This is a genomic window from Rheinheimera sp. (assembly GCF_036782235.1).
Classification (GTDB): domain Bacteria; phylum Pseudomonadota; class Gammaproteobacteria; order Enterobacterales; family Alteromonadaceae; genus Pararheinheimera.
The window spans coordinates 91369-111024 of the sequence record NZ_DAIPZL010000007.1; the positions used below are offsets into that span (position 1 = coordinate 91369).

A 19656-nucleotide genomic window follows, 5' to 3' on the forward strand; every position below is an offset into this window, starting at 1 on the left:
TTATTAAGTGGAGTTATATCATGCATCTGCGACGTTTTTTCGCTGTCCTCAAAGCCCGTAATCTGGAGTTCTGGCGCGACAAATCAGCCCTTGCCTGGAATTTAATTTTCCCTGTGCTGCTGGTGGTTGGTTTTGCTGTGATGTTTGGCAACAGCAATAAAGCCGAGTTTAAGCTTGGGGTATTACAACAAGCGGCCACTATTGATATGCAGAGCCAGCCATTTTTGCAAACCCGCTATCTGGAGTTTGTGCCTTATGCCGATTTAGGGCAGGCGCTTAAAAAACTGCAGCATCATCAGCTGGATTTACTGGTGGACTTTTCTGGCAAAAAGTATTGGCTCAATGACAATTCTGCCAAAGGTTATCTGGCGGAAAAGCTGCTGCTGCAACAACTGCCGGATGCCAGCAAAGAGACGGTCAGTGGGCGACAGATCCGTTATGTCGACTGGGTGCTACCCGGTATTCTTGGCATGAATATGATGTTCAGCTGCCTGTTTGGGGTGGGGTACGTGCTGGTGCGTTACCGGAAAAATTCGGTATTAAAACGTTTGCAGGCCACACCGCTGACGGCACTGGAGTTTGTCAGTGCCCAAGTGTTATCAAGGCTTGGTATAGTGCTACTGATCGCCGGCATCATTTATATTGGCTGCGACCTGCTGTTTGATTTTGTGATGCTGGGTAGTTATGCCGATTTATTGGTGGTTACAGTGCTGGGCGCCATGGCGATGATTTCGTTGGGTTTATTGATTGCCAGTCGTTCCCGCTCTGAAGAGCTGACCGGAGGTTTACTGAATATGGCCAGCTGGCCGATGATGATTTTATCCGGCGTCTGGTTTAGCCTGGAAGGGGCACCCAAGGTGTTGCAGTGGCTGGCGGATTTATTGCCGCTGACCCATTTAGTGGCGGCTGCCCGTGCCATTATGACGGATGGTGCGACTTTAGCGGACTTACATTACCCGCTGAGCGTACTGAGTGTTATGACAGTGTTGTTTTTGTCGTTATCGGCCTGGTTATTCCGTTGGCAGGGTGATCAGCGCTAACAGCCATCCGGTTTTATTTACCACAAAATAACACAGGCGCTTAAAGCGCCTGTGTTATTTAAAGCTGGTTTAGCCGTTACTGGCCGGGAAACTGTAACTCGAACCTATACCAAGGGGTAAATCCAAGGCCCAGAAGCCCAGAAGGAAGGTAGTCCAGAGCACCAGTAAGGTGACAGAAAAAGGTAACATTAAGGCTATCAGGGTACCGATACCAGTCGACTTCACATATTTCTGACAAAACACCACAATCAGCGGGAAATAGGGCATCAATGGGGTGATAATATTGGTTGACGAATCGCCCACCCGATAAGCGGCCTGGGTCAGATCCGGCGACACCCCGAGTTGCATCAGCATAGGCACCATCACAGCACCGATCAACGCCCATTTGGCCGAAGCTGAGCCCACCAGTAAGTTCACCATGGCAGTTAACAGCACTATGCCCATCAGCGTAACGCCCATCGGCAGCGCCATTTCTTTTAACGCATTGGCACCTTTAATGGCAAAAAGGGCGCCGAGGTTTGACTGACCAAAAGCATAAATAAACTGGGCGCAGAAAAACGCCATCACAATGTAATAACCCATACCACTCATGGCTTTACTCATGCCCTGAATGACATCACGATGATTTTTTACAGTGCCTGCGACATAACCATAGACCACGCCTGGCACTAAAAAGAACACTAAAATCAGCGCTACAATAGACTGCATTAAAGGTGCAGTGCTGTGCGTTAAAGTACCGTCAGTGCCGCGCCAGGCTGAGCCTTCCATTGAAGCAGATACAATCAGTGCTGCTGCTGTCAGCAACATGGCCAGCATGGCAAAACGTAAACCTTTGCGCTCTTGTGCTGTTAAATCTTCCATCGTTGGCAGGCTGGCTGGATCGCCGTCAACCACTGTGGCCTTGAGGCGGGGTTCAATCACTTTGTCGGTTAAAAACCAGCCGATCAGAATAATTAAAAATGCAGAAGCAGTGGTAAAAAAGTAGTTATTCAGTGGGTTGATCACCAGGCTGGCAGCAGCAGGATCAGCAGATAAACGCGCTGAAGCCTGGGTTAGGCCGGCAAGCAGCGGATCCAGGCTGCTTGGCACAAATAAAGATGCGGAAAAACCACCGGACACACCGGCAAATGCAGCAGCTATACCCGCCAGCGGGTGACGGCCGGCCGCATAAAAAATCACAGCGCCAAGTGGGATCACCAGCACGTAACCTGCATCAACAGCCACATGGCTTAAAATACCCACAGCAACCAATACAGGGGTCAGCAGCATTTTAGGGGTAAAAGATAAAATAGAACGTAAGCCAGCATTAATAAAACCGGTATATTCAGCGACACCCAGACCCAACATAGCGACCAGCACCACACCCAAAGGTGGGAAACTGACAAAGGTGCTGACCATTTTTGCCATAAAACCGGTAAAGGCGCTGCCATCCAGCAAGTTGATGATCTGAATAGGTTGACCTGTTCTTGGGTCTATTTCACTAAAGCTCACGCCCGATAAAGCCCAGGAAATCACCCAGACTGCCAGCATAAATAATGCAAAAAGCACCGCAGGGTCGGGCAGTTTATTGCCAACACGTTCGATGGTATTGAGGCTACGGTCAAGCCAGCTATTGCGCGAGTGCTCAGTGGCCGGTGAAGTTGGTGCAGACATATTTTTTCCTTTTAAGTGGTGCTGCAGAAGTCAGTGGTTATTATTTTTCGGCGTCAGTTATAAAAATATCTGGGGCTGAACGCAACAAAAAACTGCCATTTGTGAATAGCTTGTATGACATCATCGGCTTGTTGCTGGGGCTTGATGCCAGAGTTACAACAGGCGCTCACAGGGAAAAACCTTGTATTGACTCATGCAGTCAAAACCTTCAGACAAACAAATTTGCTTAAAAAAAAGGAGAGCTAAGGCTCTCCTTTTTTAGCAAAGCGATTGAAGTCCGCTTGATTACAGACCAGCGTCGGCGCGCAGCGCTTGTGCTTTATCTGTTTGCTCCCATGGGAACTCGTTACGGCCAAAGTGACCATAAGCTGCAGTCGCACGGTAAATTGGACGCTCCAGTTGCAGCATTTCAATCAGGCCATAAGGGCGCAGATCAAAATGACGGCGAATCAGCGCAATTAATTGATGCTCTTCGAGTTTACTGGTACCAAAAGTTTCCAGGCTGATTGAAGTAGGTTCAGCCACACCAATGGCGTAAGACACCTGAATTTCACAGCGTTCGGCCAGGCCAGCAGCCACGATATTTTTTGCCACATAACGGGCAGCGTAAGCGGCTGAACGGTCAACTTTAGACGGGTCTTTACCAGAGAAAGCACCACCACCGTGACGCGCCATACCACCGTAGCTATCCACGATGATTTTTCGGCCGGTTAAGCCACAGTCGCCCATAGGGCCACCGATGACAAAACGGCCTGTTGGGTTGATAAAAAACTTGGTGTTTTTGCTTAACCATTCAGCTGGCAGCACAGGCTTGATAATGTGCTCCATCACAGCTTCACGCAAATCCGGGGTAGAGATAGTGTCGCAGTGCTGAGTTGACAGTACCACAGCATCAATACCCACAGGTTTGCCGTTTTCATAAATAAAAGACAGCTGAGATTTTGCATCAGGACGTAACCAAGGCAGAGTGCCATCTTTACGTACTTTGGCCTGTTGCTGTACCAAACGGTGAGAATAGGTTATAGGCGCTGGCATTAAAACGTCAGTTTCATTGCTGGCATAACCAAACATTAAACCCTGGTCACCGGCGCCCTGATCACGAGGGTCTTTTTTATCAACACCCTGGTTAATATCAGGAGATTGTTTACCAATAGCACTTAATACAGCGCATGAATTGGCATCAAAGCCCATGTCAGAATGCACATAACCGATGTCGCGGATTGTGCTGCGGGTTAATTCTTCAATATCTACCCAGGCCGAAGTTGTGATTTCACCGCCAACCAGCACCATACCGGTCTTAACGAAAGTTTCGCAGGCGACACGGGCTTTTGGATCTTGCTCCAGAATGGCGTCCAGTACCGCGTCAGAAATCTGGTCAGCGATTTTATCCGGATGTCCTTCAGAAACAGATTCAGAGGTAAAAATGTGTTGTGCCATGTAACGTGTTCCACAAGTTGGTTGTTAATGCGCCAGGCGCTGGAATTTTGGGCTGCGTATTCTAGAGAAAGTAAAATGCCATTGCCAGCACTTTCTGCCGCCCGGACGTCTTTCATGCTGTCACTATACGCCTTATTGCAAAACCGGATCAAAAGTATTGCGAATAAACTGCTGTTTGAAGATTAAAATTTGCCAACAGCCGGTGGCTCTGGGAAAATACCGCCGAACTAATGCCACCATGTAAAAAAAGCAGCGCAGCACAATTATTTGCCGTCAGAGCAACTCTGCGTGAAGTACACCATATCCGGATAATGATCTGACAATAGTAGCAGGAGTGACAATGCCATCTCGTAAACAACTCGCCAACGCCATCCGTGCCCTGAGCATGGACGCAGTACAAAAAGCCAAATCAGGTCACCCTGGTGCACCTATGGGCATGGCGGATATCGCCGAAGTATTGTGGCGGGATTATTTAAACCACAATCCACAGGATCCGGGCTGGCCTAATCGTGACCGATTTATCCTCTCCAACGGCCACGGCTCTATGCTGTTGTACTCTTTGCTGCATTTATCTGGTTACGATTTATCAATTGACGACTTAAAACAGTTCCGTCAGTTACATTCAAAAACGCCGGGTCACCCTGAGTATGGTTATGCCCCAGGTGTAGAAACTACCACTGGTCCTTTAGGTCAGGGGATTACCAATGCTGTGGGTATGGCGATTGCCGAAAAAGCACTGGCGGCACAATTTAACCGCCCTGGCCACGCCATTGTTGACCATTACACTTACACCTTTTTAGGTGACGGCTGTTTAATGGAAGGTGTGTCCCACGAAGCCTGTTCTTTAGCCGGTACTTTGGGCCTTGGCAAACTGGTTGCATTTTGGGATGACAACGGCATTTCGATTGACGGTCATGTAGAAGGCTGGTTCACCGACGATACCCCAGCCCGGTTTGAAGCCTACGGCTGGCATGTGGTACGTAACGTCGATGGTCACGATTCAGAAGCGGTGCGTGCTGCCATTGATGAAGCCCGTGCTGTTACCGACAAACCAACATTAATCTGCTGTAAAACCATTATAGGTTATGGCTCACCGAATAAATCAGGCAGCCATGACTGTCACGGTGCACCTCTGGGTGATGCGGAAATAGCCGCCAGCCGTGAGTTTTTACAATGGGAACATGCGCCATTTGAAATTCCGGCCGACATCTATGAAGGCTGGAGTGCTAAAGCCAAAGGTGCTGCTGCACAACAAAGCTGGCAACAACAATTTGCCGCTTATGCCGCCGCATATCCTGAGCTTGCCGCTGAGTTGTCACGCCGTTTAGCCGGCGAATTACCAGCTGACTGGCGCGAAAAATCTGATGCTTATATTGCACAGTTGCAGGCAACACCGGCAGTGATTGCCAGCCGTAAAGCTTCACAAAATGCATTAAACGCTTTTGGTCCGTTATTGCCGGAAATGCTGGGCGGCTCTGCCGATTTGGCGGGTTCTAACCTGACACTCTGGTCAGGCAGCAAAGGCGTGAGCAATGAAGACGCCAGCGGCAATTACCTGTATTACGGTGTCCGTGAGTTTGGTATGTCGGCCATCATGAATGGTATTGCACTGCACGGTGGATTTATTCCTTACGGCGCTACTTTCCTGATGTTTATGGAATACGCCCGTAATGCGGTGCGCATGGCCGCATTAATGAAACAACGGGTGATTTTTGTTTACACCCACGATTCGATTGGTTTGGGTGAAGATGGTCCAACGCACCAGCCGGTGGAACAATTAGCTTCACTGCGCGTAACGCCAAACCTGATGAACTGGCGCCCGTGTGACCAGGTGGAGTCTGCAGTGGCATGGCAAGCAGCCATTGAACGCACTGAAGGTCCAACCACATTAATTTTCACCCGGCAGAATTTGGTGCAACAGCCGCGTACTGCAGAGCAGCTGGCCAATATCCGTCGCGGTGGTTATGTGCTGGTGGATTGTGCCGGCACGCCAGAGCTGATTTTTATCGCCACAGGTTCAGAAGTGGAGCTGGCAGTTCAGGCTGCAGCTCAGTTAGCTGCCAAAGGTAAAAAAGTGCGTGTGGTGTCAATGCCGTCAACAGATGTGTTTGAAGCCCAGGACGCCGCTTACCGCGAAACTGTACTGCCATCTACTGTCACCAAACGTGTTGCTGTTGAAGCCGGTATTGTCGACAGCTGGTACAAGTACGTTGGCCTGAACGGTAAAATTATTGGCATGACAGGTTTTGGTGAGTCTGCACCAGCCGAGCAGCTGTTTGAGTATTTTGGTATCACCACCGACAAAGTACTGGCTGCCGCCGAAGAGTTATTGGGTTAATCCCAACCAATAAAAGGGGCATTTTGCCCCTTTGCTTTAACTGAATTTCGGAACAGCATGACAATTCGAGTTGCAATCAACGGTTTTGGCCGCATTGGCCGCAATATTTTGCGGGCCATTTATGAAAATAAGCTGGAGCAACAGATCCGGGTGGTCGCCATTAACGAACTGGCAGACGCACCTGGCATGGCGCATTTACTGAAATATGACAGCTCCCATGGCCGTTTTCATTTTCCGGTGGAACTACAAAACCAAAGTCTGCTGGTTGCCGGCGAGCCAATCGCTTTATTCCACAAGGAAAACCCGGCGGATTTACCCTGGGCTGAGCTTAACATTGATGTGGTACTTGAATGTACCGGTGTTTTTTCCAGTCGTGCCGACGCTATGTTGCATTTAACAGCGGGAGCTCAAAAAGTATTGTTTTCACATCCGGCAGGGCAGGATATTGATGCCACGGTGATATTTGGGGTGAATCATCAGCAATTAACGCCAACGATGCGGGTGGTTTCGGCCGGTTCCTGCACCACCAATTGCATAGTGCCGGTGTTGAGTGTGCTCGATGATGCCTTTGGTGTTGAAAGTGGCACTATTACGACTATTCATGCTTCCATGCACGATCAGCAAGTAATAGACGCTTACCATCCGGATTTGCGTCGTACCAGAGCGGCCAGCCAGTCGATTATTCCGGTCGATACCAAGCTTGCCCGCGGTATTGAACGCATTATGCCGCATCTTGCCGGTCGTTTTGAAGCCATTGCGGTGCGGGTGCCCACCCTGAATGTCACGGCGATGGATTTAAGTGTCACTTTACATCAGGACGTGACAGTTACAGCAGTGAATGCTGCTTTGCAACAGGCTAAACATCAGCTGTTACCGCAAATTCTTGACTACACCGAAGAACCTTTGGTGTCGGTCGATTTTAATCACGATCCACATTCCTGCATTGTGGATGGCTCACAGACCAGAGTCAGTCATAAAAGGCTGGTGAAGTGTCTGGTGTGGTGTGACAACGAGTGGGGTTTTGCCAATCGGATGATCGACACCGCCATCGCCATGATGCAAGCCGAATCTATTCATTTTTCAGAAGGAGTTTGTCATGTCAGTAATTAAGATGGCCGACCTGGATTTAGCCGGTAAACGTGTGCTGATCCGGGAAGATTTGAATGTGCCGGTAAAAAACGGCAAGGTCACTTCGGATGCCCGTTTACGCGCAGCTTTGCCAACTATCGAGCTGGCACTGGCCAAAGGCGCAAAAGTGATGGTGTGTTCACACCTGGGCCGACCGGAAGAAGGTGTGTATGACGCTGAGTTTTCGATGCAGCCGGTGGTGGATTATTTAACATCTGCATTAAAAGCGCCGGTGCGTTTAGCTGCTGATTACCTGAACGGCATTGAGCTGGCGGACGGTGAAGTGGTTGTGTTTGAAAACGTGCGTTTTAACAAAGGCGAAGGCAAAAATGACGAGGCACTGTCGCGCAAGCTGGCTGCTTTATGTGACGTCTTTGTGATGGACGCTTTTGGTACAGCTCACCGTGCTCAGGCCACCACCCATGGTGTCGCGCGTTTTGCGCCAATCGCTTGCGCTGGCCCTCTGCTGGCAGCTGAACTTGACGCTTTAGCCGCAGCACTGAAAAATCCAAAACGTCCTCTGGTTGCTATTGTTGGCGGTTCCAAAGTTTCGACTAAACTGACAGTGCTTGAGTCTTTATCAACAGTGGTTGACCAGCTGGTGGTTGGTGGTGGTATTGCCAATACTTTTATTGCGGCAACTGGCGCTAATGTTGGTAAGTCTTTGTGTGAAAACGATTTAATTCCGGAAGCCCAGCGCCTGATGGCAGCTGCCAAGGCCAATGGCGGTAATATTCCGGTGCCAACAGATGTGGTGACAGGTAAAGCCTTTAGCGAAGACGCTGTGGCGGAACTGAAACCAGTCAGTGCTGTTGCAGCTGACGACATGATTTTTGATATAGGCCCAGACAGCACTGCTGCTTTGGTCAATATCCTGAAAACCGCCGGCACTATTGTCTGGAATGGCCCTGTTGGCGTATTTGAATTTGACCAGTTTGCAGCCGGCACTAAAGCAATAGCCGAAGCTATTGCACAAAGTGATGCTTTTTCAATCGCCGGCGGTGGTGACACTTTAGCTGCCATTGATAAATACGGTGTTGCAGAGCAAATTTCGTATATTTCGACCGGCGGTGGTGCTTTCCTCGAGTTTTTAGAAGGCAAGGTGTTGCCTGCTGTTGAAATTCTTGAGCAACGCGCAAAAACTGTGTAAAAACATTGATAAATAATCAGCAGTGTCAAACATCATGACCAGAAATATCTGGCACTTTGCAAAGACGAAGACCTTTGACCTGCTGCATCACCTGTTACCCTACTGTAAAGAGAGACAACTATGGCTTTAATATCGTTACGTCAGATGCTGGATCATGCGGCGGAATTTGGTTACGCAGTACCAGCCTTTAACGTCAACAACTTAGAACAGATGCGCGCTATTATGATGGCGGCTGATGCCACCGATAGTCCGGTGATAGTGCAAGCCTCTGCCGGTGCCCGCAAGTATGCAGGTGCACCATTTTTACGCCATCTGATCCTGGCTGCAATTGAAGAGTTCCCGCATATCCCTGTGGTAATGCATCAGGATCATGGTACTTCGCCAGCCATCTGTTTACAGGCCATTCAACTTGGTTTTTCATCCGTGATGATGGACGGCTCTTTGGGCACTGACGGTAAAACGCCAACAGATTATGCATATAACGTTGATGTTACCCGTCGTGTGGTTGAGATGGCCCACGCAGGTGGTGTGTCTGTGGAAGGGGAGTTAGGCTGTTTGGGAAGTCTGGAAACAGGTGCCGCCGGTGAAGAAGACGGTATTGGTGCTGACTGTGTGTTAAGTCACGACCAGATGCTGACTGATCCGGAAGAAGCTGCTCAGTTTGTTAAAGCAACAGGTGTAGATGCTTTAGCCATTGCTTGTGGTACTTCACATGGTGCCTACAAATTCAGTCGTCCGCCAACAGGCGATATTCTGGCGATTGATAGAATTAAAGAAATTCACGCCCGTATTCCGGACACCCACTTAGTGATGCACGGTTCTAGTTCAGTGCCGCAAGAGTGGCTTGCAGTTATTAATGAGTTCGGTGGCAAAATTCCGGAAACTTATGGCGTTCCGGTGGATCAAATTCAGGAAGGCATCAAACATGGCGTGCGTAAAATCAACATCGATACCGATTTACGTTTAGCTTCAACCGGTGCAATTCGCCGTTTTATGGCACAGCACCCGGCAGAGTTTGATCCGCGCAAGTATTTGCAAGCTTCTGTCGTTGCAATGACAGAAATTTGTAAAGATCGCTACCAAGCCTTTGGGGCAGCTGGTCAGGCGTCAAAAATCAAAACCATTTCTTTAGAGAAAATGGTGAAGTTATATGAGTCGGGAAAACTAACACCGAACATTAAATAAGCGGAAAAATGAATGACTGTTTAAAAATTAATACGCAAATATTTAAACAGTAATTCAGGGTAAAAATGCAAGCGGAATTTGTTGCAAAACATTTGCGAACGGGGGTTGCCGTTATATTGACAACCCCCGTTTTTGCTGCAATGATGCGGGCGGTTTACCCTCTAACCAGGTCATGTTTTATTACAAACAGACCTTCACTATACAGGTTACGTTAATCAGCAATTATTGGTTGGGAACTATGTCTAACAATAACATCCGTAAAAGCCTGATCGCATCAGCATTCGTTGGTGCCTTCACTCTCGTAAGTGGAGTTGCGTCAGCAACTACTTTGGCTGAGTTGCAAAAAGCACATGCACAAACTGCAAATGCTTCAGCTCAGTCTCAGGAAAAAATCAACAATATCTACGATCAGTCGCAAGAACTGCTGGCTGATTATCGCGCTCTGGTTGAACAAACCGAAAACCTGAAAGTATACAACGATCACGTTGCTAAACTGGTTGCTGATCAAAACGAGTCGCTGGCTTCTTTAGACAAGCAGATCGGTACTATCGAAGGTACCAAACAAGGTATCGTGCCATTAATGTACAAAATGGTGGATACACTGGAAGCTTTCATCAAAGCTGATATGCCGATTGACGTAACAAACCGTTTGGCTCGCGTACAGCGCCTGCGTGACGTCATGGGCAACTCAGCTGTCAACACTTCAGAAATGTACCGACTGGTTATTGAAGCTTACCAAATCGAAAAAGATCTGGGCACTTCACTGGTAACTTATACCGACAAACTGACAGTTGATGGCAATGAATTAACTGTGAACTACGTATACGTAGGTCGTGTAGCGCTTTTAGCTCAATCTCTGGACGAAAAACAAGCCTGGATGTTCAACAAAGCATCAGGTCAGTGGGAAGCTCTGGGTCAGGAATACCTGGAATCTACCAAGTTTGCGATTCGTGTAGCTGGCAAACAAGCTGCCCCAGAATTGTTAAAACTTCCAGTGTTAGCAGCGGAGTAAGAATAAATGAAGAAAGTGTTTAAAGGTTTAGTAATTGCAGCTGCGATGACTATGTCTGCTGGCGTATGTTTAACTGCTGCTGCAGATACTGCGAAATTAGATCAACTGTTAGAACAGGTCAAAAAAGACCGTTTATCTGAAGGTAAGATTGACCAAGCTCGCGAACAAGAGTTTTTGTCTGACCGTGCTGATAAACAAGCTCTGTTAAACAAAGCAAAAGCTGCGTTTGCTGCAGAAGAAGCCCGTGGCAAATCTTTAACTCAGCAGTTCGCTGATAACGAAGGCAAACTGGCCGCTAAAGAGCAAGAGTTGCAAACAGCTCAAGGTACTTTAGGTGAGATGTTCGGTATCGTTCGTGGTTCAGCTACTGAAACTATCGGTGCTATCGCGACGTCAAACATCAGTGCTCAGTACAAAGGCCGTGAAGAATTATTGCAGAAATTATCTGTAGCGAAAGAACTGCCTACAATCAGTGAGTTAGAAGAGCTGTGGATTGCTCTGCAAACTGAAATGACTGAGTCAGCTAAAGTATCTAAGTTCTCAGGTGAAGTTGTTGCGTTAGATGGTAACAAAGCAACTGCCAATGTTGTTCGTGTTGGTTCATTTAACCTGATTTCTGACAACGGTTACCTGGTGTATAACGCTGACACTAAAGAAATGCAGCCGTTAGCAAAACAACCAGACTCACATATCCTGTCTGCTTCACAGAAATTCGCTTCAGCGCCAGCTGGCCAGGTGACTCCTGTGTATGTGGACCCAACAGGTGGTGCTTTATTACGTCTGAAGACACAAGAAGCTACACTTTCTGAGCAGTACCACCAAGGTGGTGTGCCAGGTTATGTTATTACTGCATTATTAATTTTCGGTCTGTTAATTAGTGCTGTTCGTTACGTAGCCCTGACTTCTGCTTCTTCGAAGATCAATGCTCAGCTGAAAAACCTGTCAAACCCAAATACGAACAACCCACTGGGTCGTATTTTGAAGGTTTACCACGACAACAAATCTGCTGATGTTGAAAACTTAGAGCTGAAACTTGACGAAGCTATCATGCGTGAAACTCCGTCTATCGAAAAAGGTATCGGTATTATTAAACTGATCGCTGCTGTAGGTCCGTTACTGGGTCTGTTAGGTACAGTAATCGGTATGATCGGCGCGTTCCAAGTAATTACACTGTACGGAACTGGCGACCCGAAAATCATGGCTGGTCAGATTTCAATGGCGTTAGTAACAACTGTTCAAGGTCTGTTATGTGCTCTGCCGTTGCTGTTTATCCACTCTATGTTACAAACTAAATCAAACTCAGTCCTGCACATTCTGGATGAGCAAAGCGCTGGTATCATCGCTGCTCATGCGGAGAAGGAGAAAGCGTAATGCATAGCCTGATAGAGCTTTGGGAATCTGTCAGGGATTTTATCGCTACCGGCGGCGATGTTCTTTATGTTGTCGCCTTCGTGCTCTTTGTGATGTGGGTTTTAATCATTGAGCGCTTTTGGTTTATTACTCGTGAATATCCGGTACTGCGTGACAGAATCATCGCAGACTGGAATGCACGGAGCGATACAACCTCATGGTATGCGCATAAAATTCGTGATGCGTGGGTTTCAGAGGCGTCGACCAAACTGAATGAAAGGGTAAATGTAATCAAGACTTTGGTTGCAGTATGTCCGATGGTTGGTTTGTTAGGCACTGTGACCGGTATGATAGCCGTATTCGAAATTATGGCGGTGCAAGGTACCGGTAACCCAAGACTGATGGCGGCAGGTATTTCTATGGCAACAATCCCGACTATGGCCGGTATGGTTGCAGCATTATCTGGCGTGTTTGTAACGTCCAAATTGGAAGGTAAAGTCAAGTCAGCAGTTCATGAATTGACTGACAGCTTGCCGCATCATTGATAGAGAGTAATTTATGGCACGTAGAACTAAACGTGAAGCCGAAGAGGCAGCAATTGACTTAACGCCAATGCTGGACGTTGTATTCATCATGCTGATCTTCTTCATTGTAACGACATCGTTCGTGAAAGAAGCTGGTATTGACGTAAACCGTCCGAAAGCAACAAAACAAATATCTAAACCATCTGCAACTATCTTCGTTGCAATCCGTGCAAACGGTGAAATTTGGTTAGATAAACGTGCTGTTGATGTGGAACGTGTTGGCGCTACTATCGAAAAGCTGCTTGCTGAATCACCAACAGACACTGTAATCATCCAGGCTGACAAAGAAGCGAAGCATGGTGTTGTGGTTTCTGTAATGGATCAGATCAAGATAGCTGGTATCGATAAGATCTCGATTGCAGCGGAGAATAAGTAATATGGCAAGGTTATTACTTTCACTTATTATTGGTGCGGTAATAACGTTTTTCCTGTACGTATTGATGGCATTCCTTGTAGGTGGGGATGGTACATTCACCAATGCTAAAAAGGATAATATCGTTATTGAGATAAACTCGCAGCCGCCTGAGTCAAAAGCTCAGACGCGGACGCGGGTGCCGCCACCACCGCCACCGCCGCCGCCAGAGCCGCCAAAGCAGCAGATCGTATCTGAATCAAATACGAATGATGCCAGTTCTATTGGCTTTAATGCCCCAACTGTTGATGTTGGTGGTGTTAGCACAGGGCTTGGTGATCCGTCAGCTGCGATGATGCGTGATGGTGATGCAACGCCGATAGTACGTATTGAACCAAAGTATCCGGTTCAGGCAGCTCGTGATGGCATTAATGGTTGGGTGCAGTTACGTTTTTCAATTATGGAAGACGGTAGTGTTGATGAAATCGAAGTTATCGATGCTCAACCTAAGCGTGTATTTGACCGTGAGGCGATTCGTGCGCTGAAGCGTTGGAAATACTCACCCAAGATTGAAAACGGTAAAGCTTTGAAGCAAACAGGCCAAAAAGTACAACTTGATTTCAATCTTGATCAGGCTGGGGGTTAATCATGAAATTGAATAAACTGACATCAGCTTTGGTCGTATTCGCAACAATCGGTGCTATTTCGTTGCCAGTAAGTTCAGCGTATGCAGCACCGGATGCGGCAAAGATTGCTGAGCGTAAGGCTCGCAAATCACAAGCAGTCGGCGAGAAAGTCGGTAAGGCGATAGGTAAAGCTTACGAGCTTTACAGTGCAGATAAAATTTCTGAAGCTATTGCCGTGCTCAGTGGTATTGAGCCAACAGCAGCTTTTGATAAGGCATATTTATACAAGTTTTTAGGTACTCTATATGCGGAGAAGGATCCTGCAAAAGCGCTTAAGATGCTTACAGATGCTGCGAAACTTGATGTATTAAGCTTTAATGACCAGGCGCAATTGTACCGTACTATTGCCGACCTGAACTTAGGTGCAAAGAAATATCAGGAAGCATTAAACAACTATAACAAATGGATGGATTTCACAGGTGAAACCAACCCAGATGTTTATATGCGTATTGCGAACTGTTATTACGAAATGAAGCAGTACAACAAAGTTATTGCGCCTGCAGATGCTGCGATCGCTCTGATGAAGACTCCGAAAAAGGATCCTTACATCATGAAGCTGGGTGCATACTATGAAAACAAGCAGATCAAAAAAGCGATTGAAGTGCTTGAGACCATGGTTGTTGTATTCCCGGATGATAAGCAATGGTGGGTACAGTTAGGTAACTTTTATAACCTGGACGAACAATACGGCAAGGCTCTTGCCGCTGTAGATCTGGCTTATAAACAAGGTTATCTGAAGACTGAGAATGAAATTAAGTTGTTGGCCAACCTGTACAACAACAATAACATTCCCCACCGCGCCGCAGCGTTGCTTGAAAAGCATATGAAAGCCGGGTTAGTGAAGAAAGATCGTAGCGTACTGAGTAGTATCGCGAGTTCTTACAATTCATCCCGTGACTTTGATAAAGCAGCTTTTTACTACGGTGAATTGGCCAAGCTGGAAAATGACGGTGAGTTCTACCGTCGCCAAGGCTTGTCTTATTTAATGGCTGGTAAACAACCTGAGGCTACTGCTGCACTGCAGAAAGCACTGGAAGTTGGTGTGAAAGATAAGGGTAAGGTACATACAGCCCTGATAGAAGCATATTTCTACCAAGCCAAGCTGAAAGAAGCTTACCGTCATGTTGAGTTGGCTCGCGCCAATGGACAAGAAAAAGTTGCTAATAGCTGGGGTCCGTATATTAGAGAAAGAGCCAGTAAAAAAGGCATTACTCTGTAAGATGCTCCATAATAAAAAAACCCGCTTCGGCGGGTTTTTTTATGGTCGCGTTAAAACCACCTCAGATGGTGAGCAGTATCATACTGGCTTAAATGTATTGAGAACAAATCCAAAGCTATATAGTGGTGGCATTCCCATAAAATATCTGGCAATGCCACATCACGGAGTGAATAAAGCGGTAATTTCTGGCCGGCCGTCAAAGCTCTTCGGTGTTTGGCAACGAAGTATCTGTGTCACCAAGTGAATTACGCAAATCCAGCATCTTGTATTTATCAATCAGTGCATACAAAGTGGGGCGGGTTACACCAAGCAAATCCGCAGTTTTTGACAGGTTTCCATTGGATAAGTTGTAGGCATGACGTATTGCCTGTGTTTCAGCTTGCTCACGGACCTTTCTCAAAGTTAACGGTGCAAACTTGCCAGCAACATCAGCCTGCAAGCCTAGATCTTCGGCACTGATAAATTTGTTGTCAGCCATAATAACGGCGGATTTTAATTTGTTCTGTAATTCACGTATGTTGCCAGGCCAACGATGTCCTAACATGGCGTTAATAGCATCTTCAGTAAAGCCCTGAATATTAGTATTAAATTCGTTGTTAAATTTCTGCAGTAACGACTTTGCAATTACGATAATGTCCTGTCCTCTATTACGCAGCGGTGGAATGTTTAAGGTGATTTCGCTGACACGGTAGAATAAGTCTTCGCGAAAACTTTGTTCAGCAACCATTTCGGCAAGGTTGCGGTGTGTTGCACAAATGACACGAACATCAACTTCGATTTCATTACGTCCGCCTACGCGCTCAATAACCCGTTCCTGTAAAAAGCGTAACATTTTTGCCTGAAGTGCCAACGGCATATCGCCAATCTCATCAAGCATCAAAGTGCCGCCATTGGCGGTTTCGATTTTGCCCAGGGTAGTTTTGTGTGCGCCGGTAAAAGCGCCTTTCTCGTAGCCAAAAAGTTCACTTTCCAGCAGGTTGTCCGGTATTGAAGCACAGTTAATCGCAACAAAAGGTTTGCCGGCTCTGGGACTTTGTTTGTGAATAGAACGGGCAAACACTTCTTTGCCGGTGCCACTTTCACCAAGTAACAAAGTAGTGATCTCGGTGGGGGCGATTTTTTCCACCATACGGCAAGCTTTTTGAATGGCTTCGCTATTGCCGATAATATCCTGGCTTTTATAGTTCGCTGCTTTCAGCGCCCTGTTTTCCGCTTCTAATTCCGCAAGACGAAATGCACGGCCAACGATGATATTTAATACATCAACATCAATAGGTTTTTGATAATAATCATAAGCGCCAAGTGCAACGGCCTGCAGTGCGTGTTCAGTATCTGTACTTCCGGTAATAACGATTACTTTGGTATCTGGGTTGTGCTGCAGAATTTCAGTCAGGCAGGCGAGCCCTTCTGATGCATTGGTTGGATCCGGCGGCAGGCCCAGATCCAATGTGACCACTGCAGGCTCGTAGCGACGCACTTGTTGTAGTGCAGATAAACGGTCATCGGCAAATACAACTTCGTAGTCAGTCAAACTCCATTTTAATTGTTTCTGAATACCCAGGTCGTCATCAATAGCTAACAATGTTTTCATATCACGTTCCGTGTAAAAGTTTCGCTTAGTTTAATGGAAGCCGGATGCTAAAGGTAGAGCCAATCGTAAGCTTGCTTCGTACCGTTAAGCGCCCGCCATTTTGTAGAATGAAGTTTTGTGCATCATAGGCGCCTATACCCATTCCCGCATTTCCTTTTGTGGTATCAAAAGGTTTAAAGAGGCGATCGCGAATAAATTCTTCGCTCATGCCACAGCCGGTGTCGGTGATTTCAAGCTGCATAAACTGATCGTCGCAGTCCAGCGTCAGGGTTACTGAGCCCTGCTCTGGTGTTGCCTGTTGTGCATTGTCGACCAAATGGAAGATTACGTTTGCAAAGCGCTCCGAGTCTATCAACAATTCGCAATCACGCTTGATTTGCAAAGCTGGTAGTGGTGTATGAGTCTGGCAACGTTGGCTGAGCAGGGTGCTGAGCATGCTACCGACTTTCACCCTGGCAAAGCGTTCAGTTCCGGCTTGTTTGTTAGTCAGTTGCGACAACATATTATTCAGGCGCTGTTGCATTGCTTCTATAGTGGTAAAAGCGTCGTCAACAAACTCCGGGTTATGGCGATGCCGCTCTGCATTCTTCAGTAACATATCTATCTGAGCTTTAATGTTTTTTAAGTCGTGTACCACAAAAGCTGACATACGGCTAAATGCAACAAACTGAGCGTTTTCAGACAGTTCTTTACTGGCTTCACTCATAAATAAATAACTGCTGATTTGCTCTGAAACTGCGCTCATATAATCGCGCAGTTCCCAGTTCAGTTTCAGCTTTTCATTCACTTCGGGTTTTAATAGGCAGCAACCCCAGAGCCGGTTTTTTTGCTGAATGGGGACTAATAACAAGGAATTGCTCTGAGTTAGGCCTGCCTCTGACAGCAATTTATTCACATGTTCGTCCTGTTTATCACTAAAATCCAACAGCCAGTACTTATGATTAAATTCACGTTGATAAGCATGTGTTAGTTTTAATAACTGTGGGTTTGGTTGATATACCTGCGTATGGGCTAACAGTATTGTGGTGTCATCCTGGGCAAATTTTATTAAAGCGCCATGGCTGTATCCAATGGCCTGGCACCAGGCTTCAAGACACACCTGAGGTGCATTCTGATCAACAATTTCAATCTGTTTCAACTGACGGCTTAGTTCTACCCATTTCAGTCGATAGTCAAAGGTATTGGCGAAAAAATGTTTTTCAATGAAGACCTTGGATTTACGTCTAATGCTGTTTGAAAACAATAAAACAGACAATACCACACAGCCGCAGACTACAAAGACCACCTGTAGTAGGGTGGTCCAATCCCCACCAAAATAGCTCAGATAATAACCGACAACGGCCAACATACAGAGGTAAATGCCAGCACCAAGAACCATTGAACTTTGCAATACGATATCGCGTGACACATAAACATTAATGCCCCACGACTTGATGCGTTTAACGGCAATGACCAAAAAGGGCAGCATCATCACATGCACGTAACCACGAGCTTGCCAGGTTTGACGATTTACTTCTCCCAGTAAGGCCGCTTCAGCCAGCAAGTAAAAATCAAAAAGCACACTGCCAGCCACTGCAATCACCAGAGGCTTAAACTGCCATTTCTGAATACCGGCCTGACGATATATTGCCTCCACCATTGCCAGCAGAATAATGGTCAGGATAAGGGCTGCTAACAACTGCATTTGTGTGCTTACAACAAGACCTGCACCAAGCCAAACAACAAAAGCCATCAGCACAAGACGTAGTTTAGGTTGCCACATTAGCTGGGTGACTTTTTGTTCAGTGCGGCTTAAAGCAGAGAATAAAAATAACGCCAAACTGTATTTCTGCAGATTTTCCAGAAAAAACGAAAGATATGTACTAAAGGGCAGAACCTGAGCACTACTGTTGATGTAAGCCCAGCCAATACAAACCAGAGTATAGATACTCAGTAGTGTTTTCTGCGCATTATTGGTTTTTACGGTAAGTAATAATGCCCAGAATAACAGGTAACCTAAACCCGCTAACCAAAAGCCATAACGACCAAACTCAAGTGTTGCCGGGATAAAAACTTCAGTCATTATTCTTTGCCATTAACTGTTTTAAATGTTTAACCGGGATGGCAAAAGCGATACCACTTGGATCGCTGAGCACAGCTTCGCGGCTTGCTTTTACCAAAACCATGTTAATCACTGCCACAACTTTGCCATCGGATTGTCGGTACAAAGCGCTGCCGCTGTTACCCGGGTAAGCAGTGCCGTCAAGCTGGTAAACCGGAAAAGGTTGTTGCAACTGGCGTAATGTTCTGGGGTTAAGCGCGGTTGAGTGGTCTGCCGGTATCGCGATAGGTGTGACTGCGCTAATAATAGCTCTGTGGGTTGCCGGATAAAGGCCAAGAACAGCCGTGATCGGGTAGCCAGTAAAAGCAACTTCAGTGCCTTCGGCAATAATGTCTTCCTGAGCAAGTTCCAGATAAGGCAAGGTAGCGCCAATATCCAGCAGCGCTAAATCGTGCTCCCGACTGGAGCGAATATCCTTGATCTGATGTATCTGTGGTTGGCTGCCATGCCCGGACAGCACAACGTAACTTTCGTTTTTGCTGATATCAGGCAGCTTTTCAATCACATGGTAGTTGGTTGCGATTCTGTTACCTGGCGCAACTGCAAAACCACTACCGATTAATTTGAACCTTGGGGCTGATGTCGGGTTATATACAGCGATGGCAACAACAGCAGGTTTTACTTTAGGTATCAGGCTGCTCAACTCTGTTGCCTTTAATTCCGACATGAGCAACAGCAAAATTAACAGAATGATCCTTATCATGTTTTATCCTTATTCACTCAGCCAAACAGAGGTTGTAACAGTGTAACTGCAGTGTTCAGTGCTGGAAATGAAATTCGCAACTTTAGTAAATTCGATCATACTAATCCTGACTGTCAGACGGCGTTCG

The 19656-nt window shown here is 46.8% G+C and carries 17 protein-coding genes; 12 read left to right on the plus strand and 5 right to left on the minus strand.

The window, feature by feature from the left end; genetic code table 11:
* The first annotated feature begins 20 nt into the window (after positions 1-20).
* Complete coding sequence (locus tag V7P87_RS09975) at positions 21-1040, plus strand: ABC transporter permease (protein WP_333797293.1); 1020 nt, start codon at positions 21-23, stop codon at positions 1038-1040.
* 69 nt (positions 1041-1109) lie between these two features.
* Here V7P87_RS09975 and V7P87_RS09980 read toward each other — a convergent pair whose 3' ends face one another.
* On the minus strand, positions 1110-2693 hold the full coding sequence (locus tag V7P87_RS09980) for an AbgT family transporter (protein WP_333797294.1): 1584 nt from the start codon (positions 2691-2693) through the stop codon (positions 1110-1112).
* Here V7P87_RS09980 and V7P87_RS09985 point away from each other — a divergent pair.
* Positions 2684-2923 carry a hypothetical protein gene (locus tag V7P87_RS09985; RefSeq protein ID WP_333797295.1) on the plus strand — a complete coding sequence of 80 codons (240 nt, stop codon included), beginning with the start codon at positions 2684-2686 and terminating at the stop codon, positions 2921-2923. The genes V7P87_RS09980 and V7P87_RS09985 overlap by 10 nt on opposite strands.
* Positions 2924-2978: 55 nt before the next feature.
* Here V7P87_RS09985 and metK read toward each other — a convergent pair whose 3' ends face one another.
* Entirely contained in the window at positions 2979-4130 is a 1152-nt protein-coding gene (metK, locus tag V7P87_RS09990; protein WP_260656176.1) for a methionine adenosyltransferase, read from the minus strand.
* A gap of 340 nt (positions 4131-4470) precedes the next feature.
* Between metK and tkt the strand changes: the two genes are divergently transcribed.
* The 10 genes from tkt to V7P87_RS10040 all read left to right on the plus strand — a co-directional run bounded on the left by tkt (position 4471) and on the right by V7P87_RS10040 (position 15134).
* Complete coding sequence (gene tkt, locus V7P87_RS09995; protein WP_333797296.1) at positions 4471-6468, plus strand: transketolase; 1998 nt, start codon at positions 4471-4473, stop codon at positions 6466-6468.
* Between the two features lie 57 nt (positions 6469-6525).
* Positions 6526-7578 carry an erythrose-4-phosphate dehydrogenase gene (gene epd, locus V7P87_RS10000; RefSeq protein ID WP_333797297.1) on the plus strand — a complete coding sequence of 351 codons (1053 nt, stop codon included), beginning with the start codon at positions 6526-6528 and terminating at the stop codon, positions 7576-7578.
* Complete coding sequence (locus tag V7P87_RS10005) at positions 7565-8746, plus strand: phosphoglycerate kinase (RefSeq protein WP_333797298.1); 1182 nt, start codon at positions 7565-7567, stop codon at positions 8744-8746. Before epd ends, V7P87_RS10005 begins: the two co-directional genes overlap by 14 nt.
* Before the next feature lie 120 nt (positions 8747-8866).
* Complete coding sequence (gene fba / locus V7P87_RS10010) at positions 8867-9931, plus strand: class II fructose-bisphosphate aldolase (RefSeq protein WP_333797299.1); 1065 nt, start codon at positions 8867-8869, stop codon at positions 9929-9931.
* 238 nt (positions 9932-10169) lie between these two features.
* Positions 10170-10943 carry a DUF3450 domain-containing protein gene (locus V7P87_RS10015; protein ID WP_333797300.1) on the plus strand — a complete coding sequence of 258 codons (774 nt, stop codon included), beginning with the start codon at positions 10170-10172 and terminating at the stop codon, positions 10941-10943.
* Between the two features lie 6 nt (positions 10944-10949).
* The gene (locus tag V7P87_RS10020) at positions 10950-12314 is read left to right on the plus strand and encodes a MotA/TolQ/ExbB proton channel family protein (RefSeq protein WP_333797301.1); all 1365 of its coding nucleotides are present in this window, start codon (positions 10950-10952) and stop codon (positions 12312-12314) included.
* Positions 12314-12838, plus strand: coding sequence for a MotA/TolQ/ExbB proton channel family protein (locus V7P87_RS10025; protein ID WP_260656169.1), 525 nt, complete (start codon positions 12314-12316; stop codon positions 12836-12838). Before V7P87_RS10020 ends, V7P87_RS10025 begins: the two co-directional genes overlap by 1 nt.
* 13 nt (positions 12839-12851) lie before the next feature.
* Positions 12852-13253: an ExbD/TolR family protein gene (locus V7P87_RS10030; protein ID WP_333797302.1), complete on the plus strand. Its 402-nt coding sequence runs from the start codon at positions 12852-12854 to the stop codon at positions 13251-13253.
* A gap of 1 nt (position 13254) precedes the next feature.
* Entirely contained in the window at positions 13255-13875 is a 621-nt protein-coding gene (locus V7P87_RS10035) for an energy transducer TonB (protein WP_333797303.1), read from the plus strand.
* A gap of 2 nt (positions 13876-13877) precedes the next feature.
* On the plus strand, positions 13878-15134 hold the full coding sequence (locus V7P87_RS10040) for a tetratricopeptide repeat protein (RefSeq protein WP_333797304.1): 1257 nt from the start codon (positions 13878-13880) through the stop codon (positions 15132-15134).
* A 196-nt stretch (positions 15135-15330) separates the two neighbouring features.
* On the opposite strand, the gene prsR is transcribed toward V7P87_RS10040, so the two are convergent.
* The 3 genes from prsR to V7P87_RS10055 are packed head-to-tail and all read right to left on the minus strand — an operon-like array spanning position 15331 to position 19529.
* Positions 15331-16725, minus strand: a complete 1395-nt coding sequence (prsR, locus tag V7P87_RS10045) for a PEP-CTERM-box response regulator transcription factor (RefSeq protein WP_333797305.1) — start codon at positions 16723-16725, stop codon at positions 15331-15333.
* Positions 16726-16750: 25 nt separating this feature from the next.
* On the minus strand, positions 16751-18787 hold the full coding sequence (gene prsK, locus V7P87_RS10050) for an XrtA/PEP-CTERM system histidine kinase PrsK (protein ID WP_333797306.1): 2037 nt from the start codon (positions 18785-18787) through the stop codon (positions 16751-16753).
* The gene (locus V7P87_RS10055) at positions 18780-19529 is read right to left on the minus strand and encodes a S1 family peptidase (protein WP_333797307.1); all 750 of its coding nucleotides are present in this window, start codon (positions 19527-19529) and stop codon (positions 18780-18782) included. Before V7P87_RS10055 ends, prsK begins: the two co-directional genes overlap by 8 nt.
* Positions 19530-19656 lie beyond the last annotated feature (127 nt).